The organism is Ensifer sp. CCNWLY38, assembly GCF_037120565.1.
GTDB classification, from domain to species: domain Bacteria; phylum Pseudomonadota; class Alphaproteobacteria; order Rhizobiales; family Rhizobiaceae; genus Ensifer; species Ensifer adhaerens_H.
On record NZ_JBBBBO010000008.1, the window covers coordinates 1 to 24,065 of the forward strand.

23 protein-coding genes are annotated in these 24,065 nt (G+C 61.1%); 15 read left to right on the forward strand and 8 right to left on the reverse strand.

Features of this window, described 5'->3' with window-relative positions:
• The coding region (locus V7S54_RS17750; RefSeq protein WP_336408655.1) for a porin at positions 1 to 549 on the forward strand (549 nt) is incomplete at its 5' end.
• Between the two features lie 170 nt (positions 550 to 719).
• Here the strand turns inward: V7S54_RS17750 and V7S54_RS17755 are convergent.
• The 3 genes from V7S54_RS17755 to V7S54_RS17765 all read right to left on the reverse strand — a co-directional run bounded on the left by V7S54_RS17755 (position 720) and on the right by V7S54_RS17765 (position 4,466).
• Positions 720 to 1,619, reverse strand: a complete 900-nt coding sequence (locus V7S54_RS17755; RefSeq protein ID WP_065377020.1) for an alpha/beta fold hydrolase — start codon at positions 1,617 to 1,619, stop codon at positions 720 to 722.
• 158 nt (positions 1,620 to 1,777) lie between these two features.
• The gene (locus V7S54_RS17760; protein WP_065377019.1) at positions 1,778 to 2,284 is read right to left on the reverse strand and encodes a BA14K family protein; all 507 of its coding nucleotides are present in this window, start codon (positions 2,282 to 2,284) and stop codon (positions 1,778 to 1,780) included.
• Between the two features lie 118 nt (positions 2,285 to 2,402).
• Entirely contained in the window at positions 2,403 to 4,466 is a 2,064-nt protein-coding gene (locus V7S54_RS17765) for a lytic transglycosylase domain-containing protein (protein ID WP_065377018.1), read from the reverse strand.
• Positions 4,467 to 4,757: 291 nt separating this feature from the next.
• Here V7S54_RS17765 and dapA point away from each other — a divergent pair, with 291 nt between their 5' ends.
• Positions 4,758 to 5,642, forward strand: coding sequence for a 4-hydroxy-tetrahydrodipicolinate synthase (dapA, locus tag V7S54_RS17770; protein ID WP_065377017.1), 885 nt, complete (start codon positions 4,758 to 4,760; stop codon positions 5,640 to 5,642).
• Positions 5,642 to 6,121 (forward strand): SsrA-binding protein SmpB, encoded by a 480-nt coding sequence (gene smpB, locus V7S54_RS17775; protein ID WP_057252818.1) that lies wholly within the window; start codon positions 5,642 to 5,644, stop codon positions 6,119 to 6,121. Before dapA ends, smpB begins: the two co-directional genes overlap by 1 nt.
• A 164-nt stretch (positions 6,122 to 6,285) precedes the next feature.
• Here smpB and V7S54_RS17780 read toward each other — a convergent pair whose 3' ends face one another.
• Positions 6,286 to 6,867 carry a LabA-like NYN domain-containing protein gene (locus tag V7S54_RS17780; protein WP_057252816.1) on the reverse strand — a complete coding sequence of 194 codons (582 nt, stop codon included), beginning with the start codon at positions 6,865 to 6,867 and terminating at the stop codon, positions 6,286 to 6,288.
• Positions 6,868 to 7,334: 467 nt separating this feature from the next.
• Here V7S54_RS17780 and rpoZ point away from each other — a divergent pair, with 467 nt between their 5' ends.
• From rpoZ to era, 8 genes are all read left to right on the forward strand, one after another.
• A complete protein-coding gene (gene rpoZ, locus V7S54_RS17785; RefSeq protein WP_057252814.1) occupies positions 7,335 to 7,742 on the forward strand; it encodes a DNA-directed RNA polymerase subunit omega in 408 nt (135 codons plus the stop codon).
• A 213-nt stretch (positions 7,743 to 7,955) separates the two neighbouring features.
• Entirely contained in the window at positions 7,956 to 10,178 is a 2,223-nt protein-coding gene (locus V7S54_RS17790; RefSeq protein ID WP_065377016.1) for a RelA/SpoT family protein, read from the forward strand.
• A gap of 203 nt (positions 10,179 to 10,381) precedes the next feature.
• Positions 10,382 to 10,531 (forward strand): DUF3563 family protein, encoded by a 150-nt coding sequence (locus V7S54_RS17795; RefSeq protein WP_065377015.1) that lies wholly within the window; start codon positions 10,382 to 10,384, stop codon positions 10,529 to 10,531.
• Between the two features lie 289 nt (positions 10,532 to 10,820).
• The gene (locus V7S54_RS17800; protein ID WP_234793204.1) at positions 10,821 to 11,276 is read left to right on the forward strand and encodes a DUF2062 domain-containing protein; all 456 of its coding nucleotides are present in this window, start codon (positions 10,821 to 10,823) and stop codon (positions 11,274 to 11,276) included.
• Positions 11,273 to 11,692, forward strand: coding sequence for a holo-ACP synthase (gene acpS, locus V7S54_RS17805; protein ID WP_058320270.1), 420 nt, complete (start codon positions 11,273 to 11,275; stop codon positions 11,690 to 11,692). Before V7S54_RS17800 ends, acpS begins: the two co-directional genes overlap by 4 nt.
• Before the next feature lie 161 nt (positions 11,693 to 11,853).
• Positions 11,854 to 12,597, forward strand: coding sequence for a signal peptidase I (lepB, locus tag V7S54_RS17810; RefSeq protein WP_057252913.1), 744 nt, complete (start codon positions 11,854 to 11,856; stop codon positions 12,595 to 12,597).
• Positions 12,597 to 13,313, forward strand: a complete 717-nt coding sequence (rnc, locus tag V7S54_RS17815; protein ID WP_141679572.1) for a ribonuclease III — start codon at positions 12,597 to 12,599, stop codon at positions 13,311 to 13,313. The genes lepB and rnc overlap by 1 nt, the downstream gene beginning before the upstream one ends.
• A gap of 8 nt (positions 13,314 to 13,321) precedes the next feature.
• Complete coding sequence (gene era / locus V7S54_RS17820) at positions 13,322 to 14,251, forward strand: GTPase Era (protein ID WP_057252807.1); 930 nt, start codon at positions 13,322 to 13,324, stop codon at positions 14,249 to 14,251.
• A 52-nt stretch (positions 14,252 to 14,303) separates the two neighbouring features.
• On the opposite strand, the gene V7S54_RS17825 is transcribed toward era, so the two are convergent.
• Positions 14,304 to 15,293, reverse strand: a complete 990-nt coding sequence (locus V7S54_RS17825) for a glycerophosphodiester phosphodiesterase family protein (protein WP_336408656.1) — start codon at positions 15,291 to 15,293, stop codon at positions 14,304 to 14,306.
• Between the two features lie 174 nt (positions 15,294 to 15,467).
• Between V7S54_RS17825 and V7S54_RS17830 the strand changes: the two genes are divergently transcribed.
• The 4 genes from V7S54_RS17830 (at position 15,468) to V7S54_RS17845 (ending at position 21,178) form a co-directional block, all read left to right on the forward strand.
• Positions 15,468 to 16,466: a glutathione S-transferase family protein gene (locus tag V7S54_RS17830; protein WP_065377012.1), complete on the forward strand. Its 999-nt coding sequence runs from the start codon at positions 15,468 to 15,470 to the stop codon at positions 16,464 to 16,466.
• Between the two features lie 334 nt (positions 16,467 to 16,800).
• Positions 16,801 to 18,108, forward strand: coding sequence for an SAM-dependent methyltransferase (locus V7S54_RS17835; RefSeq protein WP_065377011.1), 1,308 nt, complete (start codon positions 16,801 to 16,803; stop codon positions 18,106 to 18,108).
• 214 nt (positions 18,109 to 18,322) lie between these two features.
• Positions 18,323 to 20,629 (forward strand): Tex family protein, encoded by a 2,307-nt coding sequence (locus V7S54_RS17840; protein ID WP_065377010.1) that lies wholly within the window; start codon positions 18,323 to 18,325, stop codon positions 20,627 to 20,629.
• Between the two features lie 231 nt (positions 20,630 to 20,860).
• Complete coding sequence (locus tag V7S54_RS17845) at positions 20,861 to 21,178, forward strand: hypothetical protein (protein WP_065377009.1); 318 nt, start codon at positions 20,861 to 20,863, stop codon at positions 21,176 to 21,178.
• 48 nt (positions 21,179 to 21,226) lie between these two features.
• Here V7S54_RS17845 and rkpK read toward each other — a convergent pair whose 3' ends face one another.
• The 3 genes from rkpK to V7S54_RS17860 all read right to left on the reverse strand — a co-directional run bounded on the left by rkpK (position 21,227) and on the right by V7S54_RS17860 (position 24,056).
• The gene (gene rkpK / locus V7S54_RS17850; protein ID WP_065377008.1) at positions 21,227 to 22,540 is read right to left on the reverse strand and encodes a UDP-glucose 6-dehydrogenase; all 1,314 of its coding nucleotides are present in this window, start codon (positions 22,538 to 22,540) and stop codon (positions 21,227 to 21,229) included.
• A gap of 69 nt (positions 22,541 to 22,609) precedes the next feature.
• A complete protein-coding gene (locus tag V7S54_RS17855) occupies positions 22,610 to 23,653 on the reverse strand; it encodes an NAD-dependent epimerase (protein ID WP_065377022.1) in 1,044 nt (347 codons plus the stop codon).
• Between the two features lie 70 nt (positions 23,654 to 23,723).
• Positions 23,724 to 24,056 (reverse strand): ArsR/SmtB family transcription factor, encoded by a 333-nt coding sequence (locus V7S54_RS17860; RefSeq protein WP_058320262.1) that lies wholly within the window; start codon positions 24,054 to 24,056, stop codon positions 23,724 to 23,726.
• Between the last annotated feature and the right edge of the window lie 9 nt (positions 24,057 to 24,065).

Genomic DNA, 24,065 nt, shown 5'->3' on the forward strand with positions numbered 1-24,065 from the left:
ACGCTCGGCAACGTCACCGAGTTCAACTCGATCGCCTACCTCTACGACGGCGGTTCGTTCCAGGCCGGTATCTCGGTTGACGAGCTCGAAGGCTGGTCCACCAAGGCAAACGGCATCGGCGTCTCCGGTATCGTTTCGGCTTCGGTCGGCGGCGTTTCGTTCGACTTGCTCGGCGGCTACGACACCGAGTGGGAAGAAGGCGCCATCCGCGCTCTGCTCTCGGCTGACCTCGGCCCGGGCGTCTTCCAGCTCGCTGGTATCTGGGCTTCCAACCCGAACACCTACTGGGCTGAATCCGAGTGGTCCGTTGCAGCTTCTTACCGCTGGAACGCTACCGACAAGCTCGCCATCACCCCCGGCGTTCAGTACTTCGGCAGCCTCGCGGACTCGTTCACCGACTTCGGTAGCGACGACATGTGGCGCGCTGGCGTAACGGTTGACTACAAGATCACCGAAGGCCTCGCGACCCGCGTGTCGGTTCAGTATCAAGATGCTGACAACCAGGACGACCAGGTATTCGGCTTCGTCCGTCTGCAGCGCGACTTCTAAGATCGTCTGACTTCGGTCAGAAGAGAGAAACCCGGCTTTCGAGCCGGGTTTTTTCGTTTCCGAGAAGTGCAACGCTCAGCCACGGCCGGCGACGCGACCCGATTAAGCCGGGTGCATGCGCCCGTCGAGGTCAATGGTCGAGGTGGCCCTCTGAGTGCAGCCGATCGGTGCTAACTTGGCGCCGCAGTTGTGATGGCGGTGATAAAGGCGCTCACTGCCTGGCGAGGGCCGTCAAGATGCAGCAACGGTGCATGGCCTTGACCTCGTGCGGTGAATGCTACCGCTCCGGAATGCCGCTTGCACATTTCTCTTACCGTCCCTTCCGAGAGCAGCCGGGAGTGCTCCCCTCTGATAACCAAAAGCGGCATCCGGGAAAGGGCATCAAACTGCGGCCAGAGATCTGGCAACAATGCCTCAGCGGTCAGGCCCAGCAATTGCCGCGCAATGGCGACATCAAAATCTGGCATAGGAGCGCCGTCCTCGTCGCGGTAGACCGCCTTTGCCATCTGCAGCCAATCGCGTTCGCCGAGGATCGGGAAATCGGCTCCGTGGAGCTCTTTCAGATAGCCAGGCGCCTGGGGCCAGCTTGTCGGCTCGCTTGGCTCCTTGTTGAGATAGTTTCGGATGGCGAGCAGGCCCTCGATTTCGATGACAGGCCCAATGTCATTGAGGACCGTGCCTGCAATCAGGTGGGGTGCAACGCCGATGAGGTGGTGCAGGATCAGGCCCCCGCGGGAGGTGCCGATGAAAACTGCGCGATCAATCCCCAGATGCGTGCAGGCCGTAATGACGTCGGTTGTTTCGATTGCGATTGAGTAGTGGCTCTTGTCGTCGTCACGCTGCGAATTGCCTCGGCCGCGATAATCGAGTGAGAAGACGGTGTGTCCGCCACCGGACGGTGACGAAAGAAAGTTTGCGAGCTCGTGAAAATCGCGGCTGTTGCGGGTGAGGCCCGGCAGGCAGATGATCGGAACTGCAGGTGCGGGGAGTACAGGGCCGTAGCTTCGCGCGTAGAGTTGCAAATCATCAGCCGCGAGGAACCGATGTTCCCGAAACCCGCCTTGATTCATCGCCTGCCTGCCTCCAACCGCTAACGGCAGGATCGTAGCGGCTCGAGGTGAAAGAGCAAGGCGTGTGCATAGCGCGCATTCGCTGCGAATGGCTCGCTAGCAGCGCGCCACTTCAAGCGGCGAAGTTGGCATCACTGTGAACGTGGTCATCTGCCTTGTCAGTAGGGCGAATTGCATTGTCGCCGTGGACCGCCATAGGGCTGATACGAGTTGTCCCAGGCGCGATAGGACCGATAGCGGGCGTAGCACCAGCGCGTATGCCCATTGCCGCTGACTGCGCGCGGCCCATTGTAGTATCGCGGCTGGCTCAACAAACCACCGACGATTGCGCCTGCCGCAAGCCCGCCAATGAAAGCGCCGACATCATTGTCGTTGTTGTAGTGGCGGCGATAACGGTCGCGATAGTAGCCATCCCGGTAATAGCCGTCCCGATAGTATCCGCGTCTGTCGCCATCACGATAATAGCCGCGCCGGCCGCCGCGCTCGCAATAAGGAACGACACAACTGGGGCGGTTCTTGCGGGCTTCACCGCGCTCGTATGGGAACTGAGCCTTTTGAATGTCAGTCGTTTGCGATAGCTGCGGAGCGATCGGGAATGCATTGGCAGGCGGAACACTGCTCATTGCCGTCGCCAGGGACAGGGCGATAATGGATAAGGTCTTCATTGTGTTCACCATTTCCTTCAGGAAAGATCGAACCCTCAGAAGGGAAATGGCTTAAGCCGCATTTTGTGCCGCCGGCGATCATCACGATTACTTGAACGGCGAGTGGCGCGTTCGGTTATTACCGCCCCATTCTCAGGTCTTCGACGATATCGGCATTCTGCCCGAGCCTCGACTTGTAAACCTGATAGTTTTCCATGACCCGCTGTACATAATTGCGGGTCTCCTGGAATGGAATGCGCTCGATCCAGTCGACGACTTCGTCGATCGGCTTGCCGCGCGGATCGCCATAGCGGCTAAGCCATTCGGGAACACGGCGCGGTCCGGCGTTGTAGGCAATGAAGGTCAGGATATAAGACCCGCCAAAACTGCTGATCTGTTCGCCGAGATAGTGAGCGCCAAGCGTGGCGTTGTAGCCGGCATCGCTGGTCAGCCGGTCCTGCGAATAGGCAAGGCCATAGCGGTTGGCGACGCCCTTGGCGGTACCCGGCATCAGTTGCAGCAGGCCGCGGGCATTGGCGGTGGAGATGGCTGCGGGATTGAAGGCACTCTCCTGCCGCGCGATCGCATAGGCGAGCGCCTTGCCGGAACCGTCGATATTGGCGCTCGAAGGAATCACGCCGACGGGGAAGGCGAGGGCCGCGACATCGATGCCGCGTCCGAATGCAATCTTGCCGATCTGGAGCGAAAGCTGGTGGTTTCCGGCCTTCTCCGCGCGCGCCGAAAGCAGGGCGAGTTCGCCGGGACTGTTCAGTTCCTCGGCAAGTGCACGGTAGATACTGTCGGCGCGCCAGGCATGCCCGGCGCTTTCAAGGCGGGAGATCGCCCGCACCGCCTCGCGATTTTCGAATTGTGCCCGGTCGTCCGCCGACGGGGCAGGGTAGGCGACGTTCAGCGTCTTGCGGCCGAGCCGGGCGGCTGCGAGTTGCCCATAGAAGGTGCCGGGGTAGCGCGCCGCATTGGCGAAAAACTCGCTGGCATTGCCCGATCCGCCGGCCTCGGCCGACCGGCCCAGCCAATACCAGGCGCGGGAGGCGGAAAGCGGGCGGTTTGACGCATCGAGGATGCGGCGGAAATGGCGAGCTGCGATCGCCGGATCTTCCATGCCGCGTAGTGCATACCAGCCGGCGTGGAATTCGGCATCGACGATATCGGTCGCCTCCGTGGCCATGTGACCGGCCGCGATCCGGTAGGCCCCCTTGAAGTCGCCGGCGTCGAGCAGGCCTCGGCTGACAACGCGTTGCTCGACCCACCATTCGCCGGGATTGACGAGCATCCCTCTGTCCTTGGGCATACGGGCAAGCAACTTGGCCGCTTCCTCGTATTTCTTCTGTTTGCGTAAGGACTCGATCTGAACGAAGAGATAGGCGGGATCCTTGCGCCTGGAAGGATCGACCGCCGCGATCAGTGCATCTGCCTTGTCGTTTCCGCGGTTGACGGCCGCCCAGGCACGATAGAGCGACTGCGCCTTGCCGAGATCGCCAAAGCGTTCGGCCTGTTCAACGCGGTTGCGGTAGAGGAGCATGGCCATGCGTCGCTGATGATCGGCCGGCGTAAGTAGCCCGGAAAACTCCGCGAGAATCCGAGTCTCCATCTCCTTGTCCAGCGCGTCCCGTTGCCAAATCCCGCGCAACCGTTTCGCGGCTGCTTCCGTTTGTCCCTGGGCGACAAGTGCGCGAGCCAGGATGAGGGTTCCCTCGGTTGTCTCGGGCTGCGTGGTGCCAAAGGCGGCAAGGACGTCAGGCGCCGGCGGGTTTTCGCGATAGAGCGCCCGCTCCGAATTCGCGCGCAGGGATTTCAGGCCGGGCCATCCCTGAAGTTCGCGCTGGGCATCGGCGATCTCAAAGGAAGGAATGCCGCGCTGGCCGGAAACGGCAATCGCCCAGGTCAGGATGTGACGATCGAGCGCATCGCGGCTCATGGCATTGCGCACGGAAATCGCGGTCGCCGGCTGCCGGTTGGAGAGGGCGTCGAGGCCCGTCTTCAGATCGCTGTTGACCGGAGTGGCGATCGCCGGAATGGCATTGGTGGTCTCGTCGGTAGCAACCTGCGCAGCCTTGTTCGATATGTCGGGTTTGCGCGCCGGAACCGGGACTCGTTCCAGCGTTTCGGAACTGATCGCCGGCGATGTGAGCAACGCAGCGCCGACGATGGCGGCGACAGGCAGAAAATTTGATCCGCGCATCAAGAGGCCGTGTTCCCCGTGTCTCACATTCAGCTGCCGCCGGATTGTCTGAGGCAAGACTAGCGGCCAATATTGATCATGACAATCGCACCATGCCGCGCCGCGCCCATGGCGGAGCCGGACCATTATGCGGGCCGAACGTCAAGCTTTTGCATGAAAACCGGCGTGAAATGCCGTGTCACGACGCTTGCCGCAGCCCCCTCACATGATTATGGTGCGGCAGTTTTTTAACCGTCGATTACGGCCAAAGCATGAGTGCATTTTGCGTCTTTGCGCCGTCAGGAGTTGTGCATGTTCAAGGGTTCCATTCCCGCTCTCGTAACACCGTTCACCGCGACCGGCGCGGTGGATGCGGATGGTTTCGTCGCGCATGTGGAATGGCAGATAAAAGAAGGCAGCCATGGTCTCGTGCCAGTCGGCACCACCGGCGAGTCTCCGACCCTTTCCCATGACGAACACAAGAAAGTCGTCGAGCTCTGCATCGAGACGGCCGCCAAGCGGGTGCCAGTGATCGCCGGCGCCGGCTCCAACAACACGACGGAAGCAATCGAGCTCGCCCAGCATGCCGAAAAGGCTGGTGCCGATGCGATCCTCGTTGTCACCCCCTATTACAACAAGCCGACGCAGAAGGGCCTCTTTGCGCATTACGCCGCGATTGCCGAAAGCGTGAAGCTGCCGATCGTCATCTACAATATCCCCGGCCGCTCGGTCGTGGATATGAGTGTCGAGACCATGGCGGCGCTCAGCAAGGCCTATGCGAACATCATCGGCGTCAAGGATGCGACGGGCAAGATCGAGCGCGTTTCCGAACAGCGCATGGCCTGCGGTCCGGATTTCGTTCAGCTTTCCGGTGAGGACGCAACCGCGCTCGGTTTCAACGCCCATGGTGGCGTCGGCTGCATTTCCGTCACGGCCAATGTCGCTCCGCGCCTCTGCGCCGAGTTCCAGGAGGCGACGCTTGCCGGCGAATTCGCCAAGGCGCTCGCCTATCAGGACAAGCTGATGCCGCTGCACAAGGCGATCTTCATGGAGCCCGGCCTTTGCGGCGCGAAATACGCGCTGAACCGTCTCGGCCGGATGAGCCGCACCGTGCGTTCGCCGCTCTTGTCGACGCTGGAGCCGGCAACCGAAGCGGCGATCGACGCGGCGCTGAGGCATGCAGGATTGACAAACTGATGGCACCCAAAGGAAGCCAGCGCACGGTCAACAAGGTTGTGGCGGAAAACCGAAAGGCCCGCTTCAACTACGAGATCGTCGACACCTACGAGGCCGGTCTGGTTCTGACCGGCACCGAGGTCAAGTCGTTGCGCGAGGGCAAGGCCAACATCGCTGAGTCCTATGCGACGGACGAAGGTGGAGAGATCTGGCTGATCAACTCCTATCTGCCGGAATATCTGCAGGCGAATCGCTTCAACCATGAAACGCGGCGGCGGCGGAAGCTGCTTCTGTCGAAGCGCGAGGTCAATCGTCTGCAGGGCGCGGTCAATCGCGAAGGCATGTCGCTGATTCCGCTGCGCATCTACTTCAACGAGCGCGGCCGGGCCAAGCTAGAGCTGGCACTCGGCAAGGGCAAGAAGCTCCACGACAAGCGCGAGACCTCGAAAGAGCGCGATTGGAATCGGCAGAAAAACCGCCTGTTGAAGGATCGCGGCTAAGCGATCCCTAGTCGCCCCGCATCTATACCAACAAAAATAACGGCGGCGATCAAAGCCGCTCATATTTGAGGCTCGCGCGATGCGCGCCCCTACCGTCTCCCCAAAGCGTTCGACTGTTCTTTGAGCAATGCTCGAAAGCGATAGCTTGAGTGATTGTCGTCGCTTTAGATTTCGACGGGGTCCGCCACCGGTTCGGCCGTATGCCGCGGCGTGCGTTCGGAAGGCTCGCGGCCGATTTCGGCCCGCAGCGTTGCGAGGTCGATGAAGTGATCGGCCTGGCGACGAAGGTCGTCGGCAATCATCGGTGGCTGGGTGGACATTGTCGACACGACCGAGACCTTGCGGCCCTTGCGCTGCAGCGCTTCGACGAGCGTGGTGAAGTCGCCGTCACCGGAGAAGATGACGAGGTGATCGACGGTCTCGGACTGTTCCATTGCATCGATCGCCAGTTCGATGTCCATGTTGCCCTTGATCTTGCGGCGGCCAAGTGAATCGGTGAATTCTTTGGCCGGCTTCGTCACGACCTTGTAACCATTGTAGTCTAGCCAGTCGATCAGCGGGCGGATCGAAGAATATTCCTGATCTTCAATGAGGGCGGTGTAGTAGTAGGCGCGCAGCAGGTAACCGCGTTTTTGAAAGGCTTTCAGGAGTTTGCGATAGTCAATGTCAAAGCCGAGGCTCTTCGATGCCGCGTAGAGATTGGCGCCGTCGATAAAAAGTGCGATCTTTTCGCGGGGATCAAACATCGTCTTTCCTTTTCAATGCCGGCGCATCAAATGCCCGCTGCCGGCCGATACGCAAAAATAAGTCGGTTACATTAATAATTGCTGATATTGCAAATAATGTAGGCTAGGCATTGCATTATTCCAGCAGGGCGCTCGCGAATATAGCTAGTTTTAGCAGTTGCTATAGATAGTCCACATCCCTGGAGTGCCTTTTCTACCAGGCGTTTTGGCGTCGAGGCCGATGATGCAACCAGGTGTTTGCGGCTAAGGTTTTCCAGCCCATTGGGATCGCATTTTATCACGAAGTGTGACGTTACGTGAGCGGCACTTGAAGGAAAAACTTGAACTTGTCTTGTTTTGATTGTATCCGGGCGGCTAATTCCAGAAATCGGAGCCGACGAGGCCGTCGCTAGACGGCTGTTCCGGTTTCGTGTCGTCAATCCGTGCAGCGGCGATGCCGCCGCGCTTCGAGCCCAAAAGGACAGGCAATGGCCCGCGTCACCGTCGAAGATTGCATCGACAAGGTCGATAACCGTTTCGAACTCGTTCTGCTTGCCAGCCACCGCGCGCGCCTGATTTCCCAGGGTGCCGCCATCACCATCGACCGCGACAACGACAAGAACCCGGTCGTTGCGCTGCGCGAGATCGCCGATGAGACGCTTTCTCCCGGCGACCTCAAGGAAGATCTGATCCATTCGCTGCAGAAGCATGTTGAAGTGGACGAGCCCGAGCCCGATCCGGCTTCGCTGCTTCAGTCGGAAGCGGAAACCACCTTCACCGAAGTTGCCGAGGACGAAGATCAGCCGGAAGCGATCACGTTCGACCGCATGTCGGAAGAAGAACTGCTGGCCGGCATCGAAGGTCTTGTGCCGCCGGAAAAGAGCGACGACTACTGAGATCCTTCGCGGAACGCCCGTTCCTGCGTGTTTTCAAAGCAGTGCGCCACTCGTATGATTGGCGCACTTTTTTATTGATATCTTCTGGAGCGGGATGAGGAAAAGTGGATGCGGTTTTCCGCCCGCATCCCGCTCTACCTTATGAGAAACGATCACGTTTATGATTTAGGTCGTTTCGAGCTAAATCATCCTGATCTAGAGGACCGCTAGCGAATGATGCGCCAATACGAGCTCGTTGAGCGCGTGCAAAAATACAAGCCCGACGTCAATGAAGCCTTGCTGAACAAGGCCTACGTCTATGCGATGCAAAAGCATGGCCAGCAGAAGCGGGCAAGCGGCGATCCCTATATCTCTCATCCCCTGGAAGTGGCTGCGATCCTCACGGAAATGCGGCTCGACGAGTCGACGATTGCGGTCGCGCTGCTGCACGACACGATCGAAGACACGACGGCGACCCGCCAGGAGATCGACGATCTCTTCGGCGAAGACATCGGTGCGCTCGTTGAAGGACTGACGAAGATCAAGAAGCTCGATCTCGTCACGAAGAAGGCCAAGCAGGCCGAGAACCTGCGCAAACTGCTGCTGGCGATCTCCGACGACGTGCGTGTGCTGCTGGTCAAGCTTGCCGACCGGCTGCACAATATGCGCACGCTCGACCACATGTCGGCGGAAAAGCGGGCCCGCATCTCCGAAGAAACGATGGATATCTATGCGCCGCTCGCCGGCCGCATGGGCATGCAGGACATGCGCGAGGAGCTCGAAAACCTCTCGTTCCGCCACATCAATCCGGAAGCCTTCGAGACGGTCACCCGGCGGCTGGAAGAACTTTCCCAGCGCAACGAAGGTCTGATCAAGAAGATCGAGGACGAATTGCGGGAGCTCCTTCAGGCTGAGGGCCTGAAGGCTGCGCAGGTCAAGGGCCGCCAGAAGAAGCCCTATTCGGTCTTCCGCAAGATGCAGTCGAAGTCGTTGTCCTTCGAGCAGCTCTCCGACGTCTGGGGTTTCCGCATCATCGTCGACGACATTCAGTCATGTTACCGGGCACTGGGCATCGTGCACACGCGTTGGCGGGTCGTGCCGGGCCGGTTCAAGGACTATATCTCGACGCCCAAGCAGAACGACTATCAGTCGATCCACACCACGATCGTCGGTCCATCGCGCCAGCGCATCGAGCTGCAGATCCGCACGCGGCGCATGAACGATATCGCCGAATACGGTATCGCCGCCCATTCGCTCTACAAGGACGGGGAGGGGAACTCGGATCCGGCCCTGTCGCCGACGTCGAATGCCTATTCCTGGCTCAGGCGCACGATCGAATCCCTGGCCGAGGGTGACAATCCTGAAGAATTCCTCGAGCACACCAAGCTCGAACTGTTTCAAGATCAGGTGTTCTGCTTCACGCCCAAAGGGCAGCTCATCGCGCTGCCGCGTGGCGCGACGCCGATCGACTTCGCCTACGCCGTACACACCAACATCGGCGACACCTGCGTCGGCGCCAAGATCAACGGCCGCATCATGCCGCTGGTCACCCGCCTCAACAACGGCGACGAGGTGGAGATCATCCGCTCGGGCATTCAGGTGCCGCCGCCGGCCTGGGAAGAGATCGTCGTCACCGGCAAGGCGCGCTCGGCGATTCGACGGGCGACAAGGGCTGCCATTCGCAAGCAATATGCCGGCCTCGGCTATCGCATTCTGGAGCGCACCTTCGAGCGCGCCAGCAAGACGTTTTCGCGCGAGGCGCTGAAGCCGGCGCTGCATCGTCTCGGCCAGAAGGAAGTCGAAGACGCGATCGCTGCGGTCGGTCGCGGCGAGCTCTCTTCGCTCGATGTCCTGCGCGCGGTCTTCCCGGATCACCAGGATGAGCGCGTGACGGTGAAGCCGAGCGCCGACGATGGCTGGTTCAACATGCGCAGCGCCGCCGGCATGGTGTTCAAACTGCCGGGGCTTGGAAGGGATGCGAACGGCGCAGTACAGGTCGAAGGGCCAGAAGCGCTTCCAATCCGCGGTCTCTCCGGCAATGCCGAGGTGCATTTCAGCCCCGCCGGTGCCATTCCCGGCGATCGTATTGTCGGTATCATGGAAAAGGACAAGGGCATCACCATCTATCCGATCCAGTCGCCCATCCTGCAGAAATTCGACGACGAACCGGAGCGCTGGATCGATGTGCGCTGGGATCTGGACGAAGCCAACAGCAGCCGCTTCATGGCTCGGATTGCAATCAGCGCCCTGAATGAGCCGGGAACGCTGGCCGAAGTGGCTCAGGCGATCGCGACCAGCGACGTCAATATCCGCTCACTGTCGATGGGCCGCGTGGCGGCGGACTTCAGCGAGTTGCAGTTCGATCTCGAAGTCTGGGATCTGCGCCAGCTCAACCATCTGATCACGCAGCTCAAGGAGCTTCCGAGCGTGTCCACGGTGAAGCGCCTCTTCGAATGAGCCAACCGGCGCGGCGGCCTGGAAGGCGGCCGTGGCCGTCGGCGGGCCTGTTTTACATGTCGCTGCCTCAAAAACAGGCACGAGGTGCATGGCAAAGCGGCAAGGCATGCTGTGACTGCATGGCTGCCGCCTTTTCCTGGAACTGGTGGAAAAGGGACTTCTAAACTATCTTCTGTATCGGGAGGTAAACAAAGAGGTTTGCCATGTTCAATCAGTTGAAGAAGATCACCCGCGCCCTGCGCGTCCCCACTCAGGAAGAGCGCGAGCTCGCCTATCTCAATAGCTCGGTCGATCGCATCGATCTCGAGTACCGTCAGCGCCAGATCGATCGCGGCCTGTTCCGCAACTACTAAGTCGATCGCGTCCCGTCTGATGGCGGGATGCTGAAGCCATGCGTTCCGTGAATGGCTCGCCTGCGACACGTGCGCGGCGCGCCAGCGGGTTGCAAGCCGCAGGCATGACGCCTATCTTGCGGCCAGCAAACAGGCGGACGCGCCGTCTTGTGCCGGTCGCACGGCTCCAAGATGCGGTCATGACGGCAGAATGTTATTTAGACGCAGAAAACCGGTCACGATTTCCGAAAGGCTCCGCGCACTCCTTTGGCCGCGCAAGGGCTTTCGGCGTGGCCCGCGCTACATTGCCTTGCGGGTCCTGCGCCTCTCCTCGACACCGCACTCGATTGCTATCGGGGTGGCTGCGGGCGCGGCGTCGTCGTTTACGCCGTTCTTCGGTCTGCACATCGTCATAGCCGTCGCCCTGGCCTTCGTGTTCTCCGGCAATCTGGTTGCCGCCGCGATCACCACCGCGCTTGCCAATCCGGTGACGATCCCGATGATCCTGACCGCGTCCTACGAGCTCGGCATCGCCATCTTGGGTGTGGAAAGCGCGCACGCCGCCAGCAGCGCCGATGTGATGCGCATGGTCGAGCACTTCGACCTCTCCGCTCTTTGGGGACCGGTCTTCAAGCCGATGCTCATCGGCTCCCTGCCGCTGGCCGCCGCCGGCGCGCTGATTTCCTATCTTGCGGCTTACCACGCTGCTCGCATCTTTCAAAAGCGACGCCGCGCGCGCACCAAGGACTTCGGATCTTCCTCATGATCATAGGCATAGGCAGCGACCTGATCGATATCAGGCGGATCGAAAACTCGCTTTCTCGATTCGGCGAGCGCTTCGTGCAGCGCTGTTTCACGGAAATCGAGATCGCCAAGTCCGAAGGCCGGAAAAATAGGGCAGCCTCCTACGCCAAGCGCTTCGCCGCCAAGGAAGCCTGTTCGAAGGCGCTGGGCACGGGTCTGGCGCAGGGCGTTTTCTGGAAGGACATGGGCGTCATCAATTTGCCCGGCGGCAAACCGACAATGAACCTCACCGGCGGTGCGGCGGAGCGTCTGGCGCAGATGCTGCCGCCCCATCACCGGGCGGCCATTCACCTAACGATCACCGACGATTTTCCTCTGGCGCAGGCCTTCGTGATTATCGAAGCGCTGCCCGTTGCCCCGGTTGAGGGAACGGTTTAGAGCATTCCGCTGGAAAACCCGGTCCGAGGCGATTGAAGGGCAGGCAGCCTGCAGCATATGGGACCGGATTGTACGCAGTTTGAAGGTGGGATCAGAGCTGCGGAAGAAAGTTAAGAGCAAGCCCCGGTGAGGGCGTTGCCATGATAAAGGAAGACACGAGCGTGGCAGAAAAGACAGAAGCGAAGCAGAGCGGTCTCTGGGAAAACGTGAAGGTCGTTATCCAGGCGCTGCTCCTGGCCGTGGTCATCCGTACCGTTCTCTTTCAGCCCTTCACCATTCCCTCGGGCTCGATGATGCCGACGCTGCTCGTCGGTGACTACATCTTCGTCAACAAGTTCGCCTACGGTTTCTCCAAGTATTCACTGCCGCTTTCTCCCGATCTGTTCTCCGGCCGCATTCTCGCCAGCGAGCCGAAGCGTGGCGATATCGTCGTCTTCCGCTTCCCGCCGAACCCCGACATCGACTATATCAAGCGCCTCGTCGGCCTGCCGGGGGATCGCGTCCAGGTGCGCAACAGCATCCTTTACATCAACGACAAGCCGGTCGACCGCGTGCCGGACGGTGCGTTCCGCGCCGACGATCAGTACGACACCGGCGGAGACGTCCCGGTCTATCGTGAGACGATGGACAACGGCGTGTCCTACGACACGCTCGACCAGTTCCCGGATTCGCGCGGCGACAACACCCGCGAATTCATCGTGCCCGAAGGCCACTATTTCATGATGGGCGACAACCGCGACAACTCGGCCGACAGCCGCTTCGACGTCGGCTTCGTCCCGGCCGAGAACCTGGTTGGCCGCGCCAGCATGATCTTCTTCTCGCTCGGCAACGACACCTCGTTCCGCGAAGTCTGGAAGTGGCCGGCGAACCTGCGTTACGATCGTCTGTTCAAGGCGGTCGAATAATGAAGTCGCGGTCGCTGAGCGCGGAGGATCGGGCAAAACTCGAGACCGTGATTGGCTATCAGTTTGCTGAGAAGGAGCGCCTGGATCGGGCGCTCACCCATTCCAGCGCCCGTAGCGCCAAAGGCTCCAATTATCAGCGCCTGGAGTTCCTGGGCGACCGGGTGCTGGGGCTCTGCGTTGCCGAACTTCTGTTCCAGACGTTTCGCGATGCAAATGAAGGCGAGCTGTCGGTGCGGCTGAACCAGCTCGTCAGCGCCGAAAGCTGCGCCATGGTCGCCGACGATCTGGAACTGCACCAGTTCATCCGCACCGGTTCCGACGTCAAGAAGATTACCGGCAAGGCGATGATGAATGTGCGCGCCGATGTGGTAGAGTCGCTCATCGCCGCCATCTATCTCGATGGGGGCCTTGAGGCCGCCCGCGGCTTCGTGCTGCGCCATTGGAAGGATCGGGCGGTCCGCGCCGACGGTGCCCGCCGCGATGCGAAGACCGAATTGCAGGAATGGGCGCATGCCAAGTTTGGCATCGCGCCGACTTACAGAACGGACGATCGTTCCGGCCCGGATCATGATCCCCGCTTCACGGTAACCGTGGAGATCGCGGGGGTCGCGCCGGAGACCGGGATCGACAGGTCCAAGCGTGGCGCCGAGCAGGTCGCCGCGATGAAATTGCTGGAACGCGAAGGCGTGTGGCGGAAAAACTCCGCCGGAAATTGACGGAAAAAATGACGGACATGGAAAAAGATACGGCCGCTGAAGGCGCGCCGACCCACTCGGGTTTCGTGGCGCTGATCGGCGCGACCAACGCAGGCAAGTCGACTTTGGTCAACCGCCTCGTTGGCGCCAAGGTTTCGATCGTCAGCCACAAGGTGCAGACGACGCGCGCGATCGTGCGTGGCATCGCGATCCACGACAACGCTCAGATCGTCTTCATGGACACGCCCGGCATCTTCAAGCCGCGGCGGCGGCTCGACCGTGCCATGGTCACGACCGCCTGGGGCGGCGCCAAGGATGCGGACGTGATCATGCTCCTGATCGATAGCGAGCGTGGCCTGAAGGGCGATGCGGAAGCGATCCTCGAGGGGCTGAAGGAAGTGCACCAGCCGAAGATTCTTGTGTTGAACAAGATCGACCAGGTGCGGCCGGAGGATCTTTTGAAGCTCGCGGCTGCGGCCAACGAGACGATCAAGTTCGAACGCACCTTCATGATTTCGGCGCTGAACGGTTCGGGCTGCAAGGACCTCATGGACTATCTCGCCGAGACGTTGCCGGAAGGTCCCTGGTACTATCCGGAGGATCAGATTTCCGATTTGCCGATGCGCCAGCTCGCGGCCGAAATCACCCGCGAGAAGTTGTTTCTGCGCCTGCATCAGGAGCTTCCCTATGCCTCGCATGTCGAAACCGAGAAGTGGGAAGAGCGCAAGGACGGATCGGTTCGCATCGAACAGGTGATCTACGTCGAGCGCGAAAGCCAGAAGAAGATCGCGCTCGGCAAGAACGGCGACGCGATCAAGGCGATCTCGACGGCGTCGCGCAAGGAAATCTCCGAGATCCTCGAGCAGCCGGTGCACCTCTTCCTGTTCGTCAAGGTGCGCGAAAATTGGGGCGACGACCCCGAGCGCTTCCGCGAAATGGGCCTCGAATTCCCGCGATAGGCTTGGGCACATAGGATGCCGGCAAGGGGCAAGCCGTGCGGTGGATGCCGCCTCAGTTTGCCCTGGCCTCAGCGATCTGCCGCTTTCCCAGGGCCGGGCCGATCATCTCGATACGGTTGGTCCAGATGTAGCCGGAAAACCCCGGCGGGACCAATTCCAGATCCTGCATCGTATCGATCCCGGTGGTGAAGTCGCCGCCGTGATAGGGGCCGAGCAGGATGATCTCGCTTCCGGCCGCTTTCATGCGCGCGGAGAACCGATCGGGCCAACCCCAGAGAAAATGCGCGTAATTGCCGGGCACGATGACGAGCGTGTTCCTGCAGGCCTCCGGCATCAGACCGGTCCAGCCATAGCCGAGATAGCGCGTTAGGCACGCCATCGTCGACGTCCGGTCATAGCCGCGCATCCCTTCCAGGCGCTTCAGAGTCTCGCGAGTCGGTTCCTCTCCGCCATAGACTCCGAACATAGCCTGCCGCCATTGTGGCTGCGCTTCGATCAGCGTTGCGAGTGCCGCGCCCTCCTCGGTGCGCCGGCTCTTGAAGTTGACGAGAAACCTGCGGTCGGGCAGGGCAGCCAGCACCTCATCCAGCGTCGGCATCTGGCCGACGCCCTTTCCGCGGAAGGGGAAGGTCTTGCCGCCATCGGCCGTATAGCCGTAGCCGATATCGAGGCTCTTCAGCGTCGCCATCGGCGTTTCCTCGGTGACGCCCTTGGTTTCGGTCCGGCAATCCAGCGTCCAGTCATGGAAGACCGCGAATTTCTTGTCCGGGGTAAGATGCACGTCGAGTTCGACGACGTCGGCCCCGGCGTCGAAGGCAGCCTGCATGGAGGCAATCGTGTTCTCCAGATAGGAATGCTGCGGCGTGTCGATGATCGTTGCCGTACAGGTGTCGTTGCCGACATTCGTCTTCGGATAGGTCTGGTGGACGCCTCGGTGCGACAGCAGTTTCGCCGAGCCTGCCGGTGGCGTGACGAACAGCGACGTGTTCATCAGCCAGACGACGGCGGCAAACAGAACAATGGCAGCAACGAACTTCTTCATCCTGATTCTCCTCTTCGAATCCGGATTGCTCGACATTGTGGCGTCAGGATGTTGATACACGCCTCACGTGCGTGTCGCGGATTGCGAACGATGTGTCACCCGCGCGCGCGATTGACCCTCAGCCGCGCCCTGTGAGACGTAGCTATCGCTGATTTTGCGATCCGGAGAAAAGAGATGCCGCAGCTTGTCGAAGGAAAATGGGTCAAGGGCGACGTTGCGGCCAGCGAGATGAAAGGCGGTGCATTCCACCGGGAGCCGACGCGCTTTCATCGCTGGATCACGCCGGACGGGAGCCCAGGGCCGGATGGCCAGCCGGCTCTGCCGGCCGAGGCGGGGCGCTACCGCCTGTTCGTTTCCTATCTCTGCCCCTGGGCCTCGCGCACGATTGCCTTCCGCAACCTCAAGGGATTGCAGGAGATCATCGGACTTACGGTGGCCAACCCGGTGCTCGGTGAGGATGGCTGGACCTATGACGAGCCGGTCGATGCCGGCGAGCGCGTCGGCAAGATCCGTTTTCATCATGAACTCTATGTGGCGAGCGACCCGACCTATACCGGCAAGGTCTCGGTACCGGTTCTCTGGGACATGCGCGAAGGGCGGATCGTCAACAACGAGTCCGCCGACATCATCCGCATCCTGAACTCAGGCTTTGATCATCTGACCGGCAACCGGCTCGATTTCTATCCGGAGGCGTTGCGTGGCGAAATCGATCGCTGGAATGGCCCGATCTACGAGCGGGTCAACAACGGCGTCTACCGATCCGGCTTTGCAAAGACGCAGGAAGCCTATGATGAGGCGGTGTCGAGCCTGTTCGGCATGCTCGACGAGCTCGAGGCGCATCTTACGGTCAATCGCTATCTCGCAGGCGAGTACCTGGCCGAGGCAGACATCCGCTTGTTCGTCACCCTGGTTCGCTTCGATGCGGCCTATCACGGCGCCTTCAAATGCAACATCCGCCGGATCGAGGACTACCCGGCGTTGTCGAACTATCTGCGCGAAATCTATCAATGGCCGGGTATCCGCGAGAGCGTGCGCATCGATCAAATCAAACGCGGCTACTACGGCATTGCCCATATCAATCCGACCCGCATCGTTCCCGCCGGCCCGATGCTGGATTTCGATCGCCCGCATGATCGTGCTCGCTTGCGAGGGCGCGGAGTCGTTGGCGCATAGCCGCGTTTCCTCATTTGCTAAGGAAACAAATCTATGAGGGGCCATAGAGAACCCATTGCCAATCGATGGAAGCTTCCTAAATTAAATGGAAGTTCTGATGGATAGGAGCCCGATGGCGGCTGGCCTGACGAATTTCCGGCGGGGCAAGCACAAGGATCCTGACGCGCCCGCTGGATACCCGTGACGCCACGCCCGAGCCGGTTCTCGCCGCTTCCGGACGTGCTCGCGTCTGTTCGCCATGCGCGCTCACGCAACCCCCGGAAGCCCCGAAAGAGCCGGCCCTTCGCATCTCTCGTGCGCCAGGACACGTATGTAGGTCTGGTAGGGGTGAGATATGAATGCAGCATTGTTGACTTTGCTTCGCCGTCTGGTGCGCAACGGCAATCTGACGGTGACTTTTTCTTCCGGCGAACAGGTCATTTTGGGTGACGGCACCGGAAAACCGGCATCAATCCGCATCGTCGACGCGGAGGCGGAGAATGCGATCGTCCGGGACCCGGGCCTTCGCTTTGGTGAAATGTACATGGATGGGCGCGTCGTCATCGAAAGAGGTGACATTTTCGACGTGCTTTCGATCGTGAAGGCGAACGGCATCGAGAATGCGGCAAATGCCACCAACACGATCACAGGCCTGTGGCATGTGCTGCGCCAGCAGTTGGTGAGCCGCATGCCGGTCAATCGCAACCGGAACAACGTCGCCCATCACTACGATCTCGATCGCAATCTCTTCAACCTGTTCCTCGACGAGGACTGGCAATACTCCTGCGCCTATTTCCAGCCGCGGGGAATATCGCTCGACGCTGCACAGCTCGCCAAGAAGCGGCACATCACCGCGAAGCTTCTGCTGGAGCCGGGGCAGAAGGTGCTGGAGGTCGGCTCGGGCTGGGGCGGGATGGCCATGTATCTGGCCGAATCTTCCGGAGTCGAAGTCACGGGCATCACGCTCAGCGAGGAGCAACTGAAGGTTTCCCGTGATCGTGCCGCCAGGCGCGGGCTTTCCGATCGCGTCCGCTTCGAACTGCAGGACTACCGAACCCTTGAGGGCCGGCAGTTCGATCGCATCGTTTCCGTCGGCATGTTCGAGCATGTCGGCATCGGCAACTACGGAAATTTCTTCAGCAAGATAAAGGAGCTGCTGACGCCGGAAGGCGTCATGCTGCTGCATTCGATCGGCCAGGTCTACAAGCCCTGGGCGACCAACCCGTGGATCGAAAAGTACATCTTCCCCGGCGGTTATATTCCCGCTCTCTCCGAGGTTCTGCCGTCGGTCGAGCGTATGCGGCTGCTGGTGAAGGATGTCGAGATCCTGCCGATGCACTATGCCTGGACCTTGCGGGCCTGGCGTGAGCGTTTCGTCGCGCGCCGCGAAGAGGCGGTAAGGCTCTACGACGAACGCTTCTTCCGCATGTGGGAGTTCTATCTGGCGGCTTCCGAAACGGCCTTCCTCTACGACAAACACTTCATCTTCCAGCTTCAGCTCTCGCCTTCTCTCGATGCCGTGCCGGTCACGCGCGGCTACATCGAGGAGCGGGAGCGGCAATTGATCGAGTTCGAGAAGCGTCGGCCGCCGCTCGAACCGGTCAACAATTGGGACGAGGCGCCGGCGGAAGAACACATCGAACCGGCTGCGATCGCGGTCTGATGCAAGGGCCATCCCTGTCGCTATAGGTCGACACGGGATGGCCATCTCCCATCTTCTGTGGAGTTCGGAATTTCCTCCGAAGGCCTTCACTTGGCCTCGAAGCCCTGCGCCTTTATGGTCGCCGACCAAACGACTGCCTGTTTCCGCAGATCATCTCCGATCCAAGGACAAAACGTGCGGTGCTTTTAAGCGCTGCAGGAAAGACGGAATTCCCATGGCCAGCCCCGCTAAATCCATCGCCGCCATTATTGCCAGCGAAATCAAGGCAGCACCTTCGCAGGTTACAGCCGCTGTCGAGCTGCTGGACGAGGGGGCAACGGTGCCGTTCATCGCGCGCTACCGCAAGGAAGTGACCGGCGGGCTCGACGATACGCAATTGCGTATGCTGTCGGAGCGGCTGACTTACTTGCGCGAACTCGAGGCGCGTCGGGCATCGATCCTGGAGTCGATCCGCGGGCAGGACAAGCTGACGGACGAACTGGAAGCCAAGATCGCCGCCGTCGAAACCAAGGCGGAACTCGAAGACATCTATCTGCCCTACAAGCCGAAGCGCCGCACCAAGGCTGAGATCGCCCGCGAGCGTGGCCTCGGGCCGCTGGCCGAAGCGATCCTTGCCGATCGCTCCATCGCGCCGGCCGATCGCGCAACGGCCTTCCTGACCGCCGAGGTGATGGATGTGAAGGCGGCGCTTGATGGCGCCCGCGACATCATCGCCGAAGGCATGACCGAAAACGCCGATCTGCTCGGCCGCCTGCGCAACCACATGAAAGGTGCCGCGTTCCTGCGGGCCAGGGTCGTCGACGGCAAGCAGGAGGCGGGCGCCAAGTTCTCCGACTACTTCGACCATTCCGAGCGCTGGGCGACGACGCCCGGTCACCGGGCGCTGGCGATGCTGCGCGGTTGGAACGAAGAGGTTCTGTCCGTTGATATCGTCGTCGATCAGGACGACACGTCGCCGGTAAAGCCGGTCGAGCGCATGATTGCCGCCGCCTACAATGTCGGCGCCCATCTGCCGGGTGACAAATGGCTTGCCGAGATGATCGGCTGGACCTGGCGCGTGAAGCTCTCCATGTCGCTGTCGCTCGATCTGATGCGCGAACTGCGCGAGCGCGCGGAGGAGGAGGCGATCCACGTCTTCGCCCGCAACCTCAAGGATCTGCTGCTTGCCGCACCTGCGGGATCGCGGGCCACGATGGGCCTCGATCCGGGCATCCGCACCGGCGTCAAGGTCGCGGTGGTCGACGGCACCGGCAAGCTGCTCGAAACGACGACCGTCTACCCGTTCCCACCGAAGAACGACGTCCGCGGCACGCAGGCCGAGCTCGCCTCGCTGATCCGCAAGCACAAGGTGGAACTGATCGCGATCGGCAACGGAACCGGCAGCCGTGAGACCGAAAAGCTCGTTGCCGACATGCTCCAGCAACTGCCGGCGCCGAAGCCGACCAAGGTCATCGTTTCCGAAGCCGGCGCCTCGGTTTACTCGGCATCTGAAACGGCCGCCCTGGAGTTCCCCGGCCTCGACGTTTCGCTGCGCGGTGCAGTCTCGATCGCCCGCCGCTTGCAGGATCCGCTGGCCGAGCTTGTGAAGATCGAGCCGAAGTCGATCGGCGTTGGCCAGTACCAGCACGACGTCGACCAGTCGAAGCTCAGCCGCTCGCTCGATGCGGTGGTGGAAGACGCGGTGAACGCCGTCGGCGTCGACGTCAACACGGCGTCGGCACCGCTGCTTGCCCGGGTGTCCGGCCTCGGCAAATCCTCGGCCGAGGCGATCGTCGCGCATCGTGACGCGACCGGGCCATTTGGAAGCCGCAAGGAACTGTTGAACGTGCCGCGGCTTGGCGCGCGCACCTTCGAACAGTGCGCAGGCTTCCTGCGCATCCCGAACGGCAAGGAGCCGCTCGATGCCTCCTCCGTCCATCCGGAAGCCTATGGCGTCGCCAAGAAGATCGTCGCCGCCTGCGGCCGCGACGTGCGCGCTCTGATGGGCGACAGTGTCGCGCTGAAGCAACTCGACCCACGGACCTTCGTGGACGAGCGCTTCGGCTTGCCGACCGTCAAGGACATTCTCGCCGAACTCGAAAAGCCGGGCCGTGACCCGCGCCCGAGCTTCAAGACCGCGACCTTTGCCGAGGGCATCGACGACATCAAGGACCTGAAGGTCGGCATGCAGCTCGAGGGCACCGTCACCAACGTCGCGGCTTTCGGTGCCTTCGTCGACGTCGGCGTCCACCAGGATGGCCTCGTCCACCTGTCCCAACTCGCGGACCGTTTCATCAAGGACCCGCATGAAGTGGTGAAGGCCGGGGATGTCGTGACCGTTCGCGTCACCGAGGTGGATATCGCCCGTAAGCGCATCGGCCTGACGATGCGGAAGGATGGTGGCGCTGAGTCAGGTCGCGAGGCCCGTGGCACCGCACCGAACGGCGGCAACCGCGGCGCGCCCACGCGCCAGCAGAAGCCGCAAGCGCCGTCGCAGGGCGCCTTTGGTGCGGCCCTGATGGAGGCGATGAAGCGCAAATAGCCGCTTCGGCATCGGCTCTGCAGCGTCGCGCGTCATTACGACGCGCGGCGCCTCCGGTGGATGGTCTATAAATTAGATAATTGTAATAATCGCGGCTTTCCGCCATACTCTCTTCATCGTGGCACCTGCGCTGTTGTGTAAGCAGTGTGCCAATCGAGCAGCCGGATCTACGGCGGAAAAGGTTAGCGGAAACTCCTCCTCCGCCGGGCATCCGGTGAAAGGAGTTGGGTGATGGTACGCAAGGCGATCCGCGGCTTGGCGCTGGCCGCCCTTCTGGCAGCCGGGGTAACGGCGCGCCCGGTCCCCGCAGTTTCGCAGGCCCCGATAAATTGCGCGAACCGATCCGAGGTGATCGAGTTTCTGGCGCGGCAGTATCGGGAAAAGCCAGCCGCGACGGCGCTCATCAATCCTCAGGCGATCCTGGAAGTCTATGCCGCCGACAACGGCAGCTGGACATTGATCGTCACCGACGTCAACGGCCGTAGCTGCGTCATCCTTGCCGGCAAGAGTTGGGAAGCTCTGCCGCCGCTGCCGATTCCAAAGGCATAGTCGGCGCGCCGTTCCGTCCGCTTCCGCCCCTCCCGTGGACCGAGGCCCTCAGAGGGGCCGGCCGATGCTGGAATAGGCAAAGCCGTGCTTCACGACCTCGTCCTGGCGATAGATGTTCCTGAGGTCGACGAGAATGGGTGTCTTCATCGCCGACTTCAAGCGGCGGAAGTCAAGCGCGCGGAACTCGTTCCATTCCGTTACGATCACCAGCGCATCCGCTTCGTTGGCCGCCTCATAGGGATCGCTGGCATAGTCGATGCCGTCGATGATCTTCTTGGCGTTCTCCATGCCTTCCGGGTCGTAGCCGATAATGTGGGCGCCGGCGTCCCGCAGCGTCTGCACGATGGCGATCGCCGGACTGTCGCGCATGTCGTCGGTGTTCGGCTTGAAGGTGAGGCCGAGGATCGCGATCTTGTGGCCGCGCACGTCGCCGCCGGCAGCCGCAATCACCTTGCGGCCCATTGCCCGCTTGCGGTTGTCGTTGATCGCAACCGTGGTCTCGACGAGCCGGACGGGCGCGTCATGGTCCTGCGCGGTCTTGACCAGTGCCAGTGTGTCCTTCGGGAAGCACGAGCCGCCGTAGCCGGGGCCGGCATGCAGAAACTTCGAGCCGATGCGGCCGTCGAGGCCGATGCCGCGGGCGACGTCCTGGACATTGGCGCCGACCTTTTCGCAGAGGTCTGCCATCTCGTTGATGAAGGTGATCTTCATCGCCAGGAAGGCGTTGCCGGCATACTTGATCAGTTCGGAGGTGCGGCGCGACGTAAAGACGAGCGGCGACTGGTTGAGATAGAGCGGCCGGTAAACCTCGGTCATGACGTCACGCGCCCGCGCATCATCGTCGACAACACCGATGACGATACGGTCAGGCCGCTTGAAGTCCTCGATCGCCGCACCCTCGCGCAGGAATTCCGGATTGGAGACGACGGCGAAATCGGCGTCAGGATTGGTTTCGCGAATGATGCGCTCGACCTCATCGCCCGTGCCGACCGGAACGGTGGATTTGGTAACGATGACGGTGAACCCCTTGAGGTTCTCGGCAATCTCGCGGGCCGCTGCATACACGTAGGAGAGGTCGGCATGACCATCGCCGCGGCGGGAAGGCGTACCGACCGCGATGAAAATGACGTCGCTGTCGGCGACGGCGGAAACGAGATCGGTCGTGAACGACAGCCGACCCGAGGCGACGTTGCTGGCCACCAGATGGTCGAGGCCGGGTTCGAAGATCGGAATACGGCCCTGCATCAGCGCGTCGATCTTGCTCTCATCCTTGTCGAGACAGACGACGTCGTGACCGAAATCCGCAAAACACACACCGGAAACGAGGCCTACATAGCCGGCGCCGATCATTGTGATTTTCATAGGCTCTTTCCTTTGTTGTCTGGCGAGCTCTTGTCCGCGAACGCTGAAACCATGCTGGTTTGCACGTATCTATGCCTGCGAGGCCGAGGATCCGGCTTTCCCGCCAACATTGTAGTATTCCTCATACCAGGCGGCAAAGCGCGCCACGCCTTCTTCCACCGGGATTGAGGGTTTGAAATCTGTCAATGCCTCCAGAAGATCGGGGGAGGCATAGGTGCGCGGCACATCGCCCTGCTGCATCGGCAGCATGTTGCGCAGTGCCGGTTTGCCGACGGCCTTCTCGACCGTTTCGACGAACGTCATCAGTTCGACCGGCTGGCCGCCGCCGACGTTGACGACACGGAACGGTCCTTGGCGCGACAGCGTGTCCTCGGCCTTCTCGGATGGCACGCGGTTTTCTTCCGCCGGTGCCACGTGCGAGAGCCTGAGGATGCTTTCGACGAGGTCGTCGATATAGGTGAAGTCGCGGCTCATACGGCCTTCGCCATAGATGTCGATCGGCTGTCCCTTGTGGATGGCATCGACGAACTTGAACAGCGCCATATCAGGCCGCCCCCAGGGACCATAGACCGTGAAGAAGCGGAAGGCGGTGGTTGGAACCTTGTAGAGATGGGCATAGCTATGCGCCATCAGTTCCATCGATTTCTTGGTGGCGGCATAGAGCGTCATCGGCTCGTCGGCGCGATCGGTCTCCGCAAACGGGATCTTCTCGTTGGCGCCGTAGATCGAGGACGTCGAAGCGAGCATCAGGTGTTTTGGGCCGAGTTCCCGCGCCAGTTCCAGGATGTTCCACGAGCCGATCAGGTTGGAATCGACATAGGCCTTGGGATTTTCAAGGCTGTATCGGACGCCGGCCTGGGCCGCGAGGTGGATGATGACCTCGGGCTCGGCAATCTCCGCCGCATGGTTGAGCGCCGCGCGATCCTCGAGCATGCCGACGACAGCCTTGAAGCCGTTCGAACGCGCCAGGATCTCATGCCGGCGCTGCTTCAGCGTCACGTCGTAATAGGGGGTCATGCCGTCGAAGCCGACCACGAAATGTCCTTCGTCGATCAATCGCTTGGCGAGATGAAAGCCGATGAAGCCCGCGGTGCCGGTGATGAGGTAGCGCACGACCATGTCCCCAGATTGTGTTGTCAGGGCGTTCTTACGAAGAAAGCCGGGCAATGGAAAGTCGAAACCATCACTCCGACGGTTGGCCCAGTCCCTGTTGCAGGGCGGAGAGGACCGACATTGCGTGCCCCGCATATTGGCTGATCCAGCGGTCGTGAATGGCTTGGATCGGCAAAGCGTTCAAGTGGTTCCAGCGCTCGCGGCCCTCGCGGCGAACGAGCACGAGTTCGGCCTCTTCCAGCACCTTCAGATGCTGCATGACGGTGCAGCGATCGAGATTGCCGAATTGTTCGCAAAGCATGCCCGTCGTCTGCGGCGCGTGCTTCATGGCGTCGAGCATCTGGCGGCGCAGGCCGTTGGCCAAAGCTTTGAAAACGAGGTCGTCTTTCGAATCGGTTGACATGTTATGTTT

Bases quoted from the DNA above. Each gene is read 5' to 3' on its own strand.
- rpoZ (WP_057252814.1), top strand. From the start codon at position 7,335: ATGGCCCGCGTCACCGTCGAAGATTGCATCGACAAGGTCGATAACCGT.
- V7S54_RS17795 (WP_065377015.1), top strand. From the start codon at position 10,382: ATGTTCAATCAGTTGAAGAAGATCACCCGCGCCCTGCGCGTCCCCACT.
- V7S54_RS17760 (WP_065377019.1), bottom strand. From the start codon at position 2,284: ATGAAGACCTTATCCATTATCGCCCTGTCCCTGGCGACGGCAATGAGC.
- V7S54_RS17830 (WP_065377012.1), top strand. From the start codon at position 15,468: ATGCCGCAGCTTGTCGAAGGAAAATGGGTCAAGGGCGACGTTGCGGCC.
- V7S54_RS17780 (WP_057252816.1), bottom strand. From the start codon at position 6,867: ATGTTTGATCCCCGCGAAAAGATCGCACTTTTTATCGACGGCGCCAAT.
- V7S54_RS17840 (WP_065377010.1), top strand. From the start codon at position 18,323: ATGGCCAGCCCCGCTAAATCCATCGCCGCCATTATTGCCAGCGAAATC.
- V7S54_RS17790 (WP_065377016.1), top strand. From the start codon at position 7,956: ATGATGCGCCAATACGAGCTCGTTGAGCGCGTGCAAAAATACAAGCCC.
- era (WP_057252807.1), top strand. From the start codon at position 13,322: ATGACGGACATGGAAAAAGATACGGCCGCTGAAGGCGCGCCGACCCAC.
- V7S54_RS17755 (WP_065377020.1), bottom strand. From the start codon at position 1,619: ATGAATCAAGGCGGGTTTCGGGAACATCGGTTCCTCGCGGCTGATGAT.
- V7S54_RS17825 (WP_336408656.1), bottom strand. From the start codon at position 15,293: ATGAAGAAGTTCGTTGCTGCCATTGTTCTGTTTGCCGCCGTCGTCTGG.
- V7S54_RS17860 (WP_058320262.1), bottom strand. From the start codon at position 24,056: ATGTCAACCGATTCGAAAGACGACCTCGTTTTCAAAGCTTTGGCCAAC.
- dapA (WP_065377017.1), top strand. From the start codon at position 4,758: ATGTTCAAGGGTTCCATTCCCGCTCTCGTAACACCGTTCACCGCGACC.
- V7S54_RS17845 (WP_065377009.1), top strand. From the start codon at position 20,861: ATGGTACGCAAGGCGATCCGCGGCTTGGCGCTGGCCGCCCTTCTGGCA.
- V7S54_RS17765 (WP_065377018.1), bottom strand. From the start codon at position 4,466: ATGCGCGGATCAAATTTTCTGCCTGTCGCCGCCATCGTCGGCGCTGCG.
- rnc (WP_141679572.1), top strand. From the start codon at position 12,597: ATGAAGTCGCGGTCGCTGAGCGCGGAGGATCGGGCAAAACTCGAGACC.
- V7S54_RS17835 (WP_065377011.1), top strand. From the start codon at position 16,801: ATGAATGCAGCATTGTTGACTTTGCTTCGCCGTCTGGTGCGCAACGGC.
- acpS (WP_058320270.1), top strand. From the start codon at position 11,273: ATGATCATAGGCATAGGCAGCGACCTGATCGATATCAGGCGGATCGAA.
- smpB (WP_057252818.1), top strand. From the start codon at position 5,642: ATGGCACCCAAAGGAAGCCAGCGCACGGTCAACAAGGTTGTGGCGGAA.
- rkpK (WP_065377008.1), bottom strand. From the start codon at position 22,540: ATGAAAATCACAATGATCGGCGCCGGCTATGTAGGCCTCGTTTCCGGT.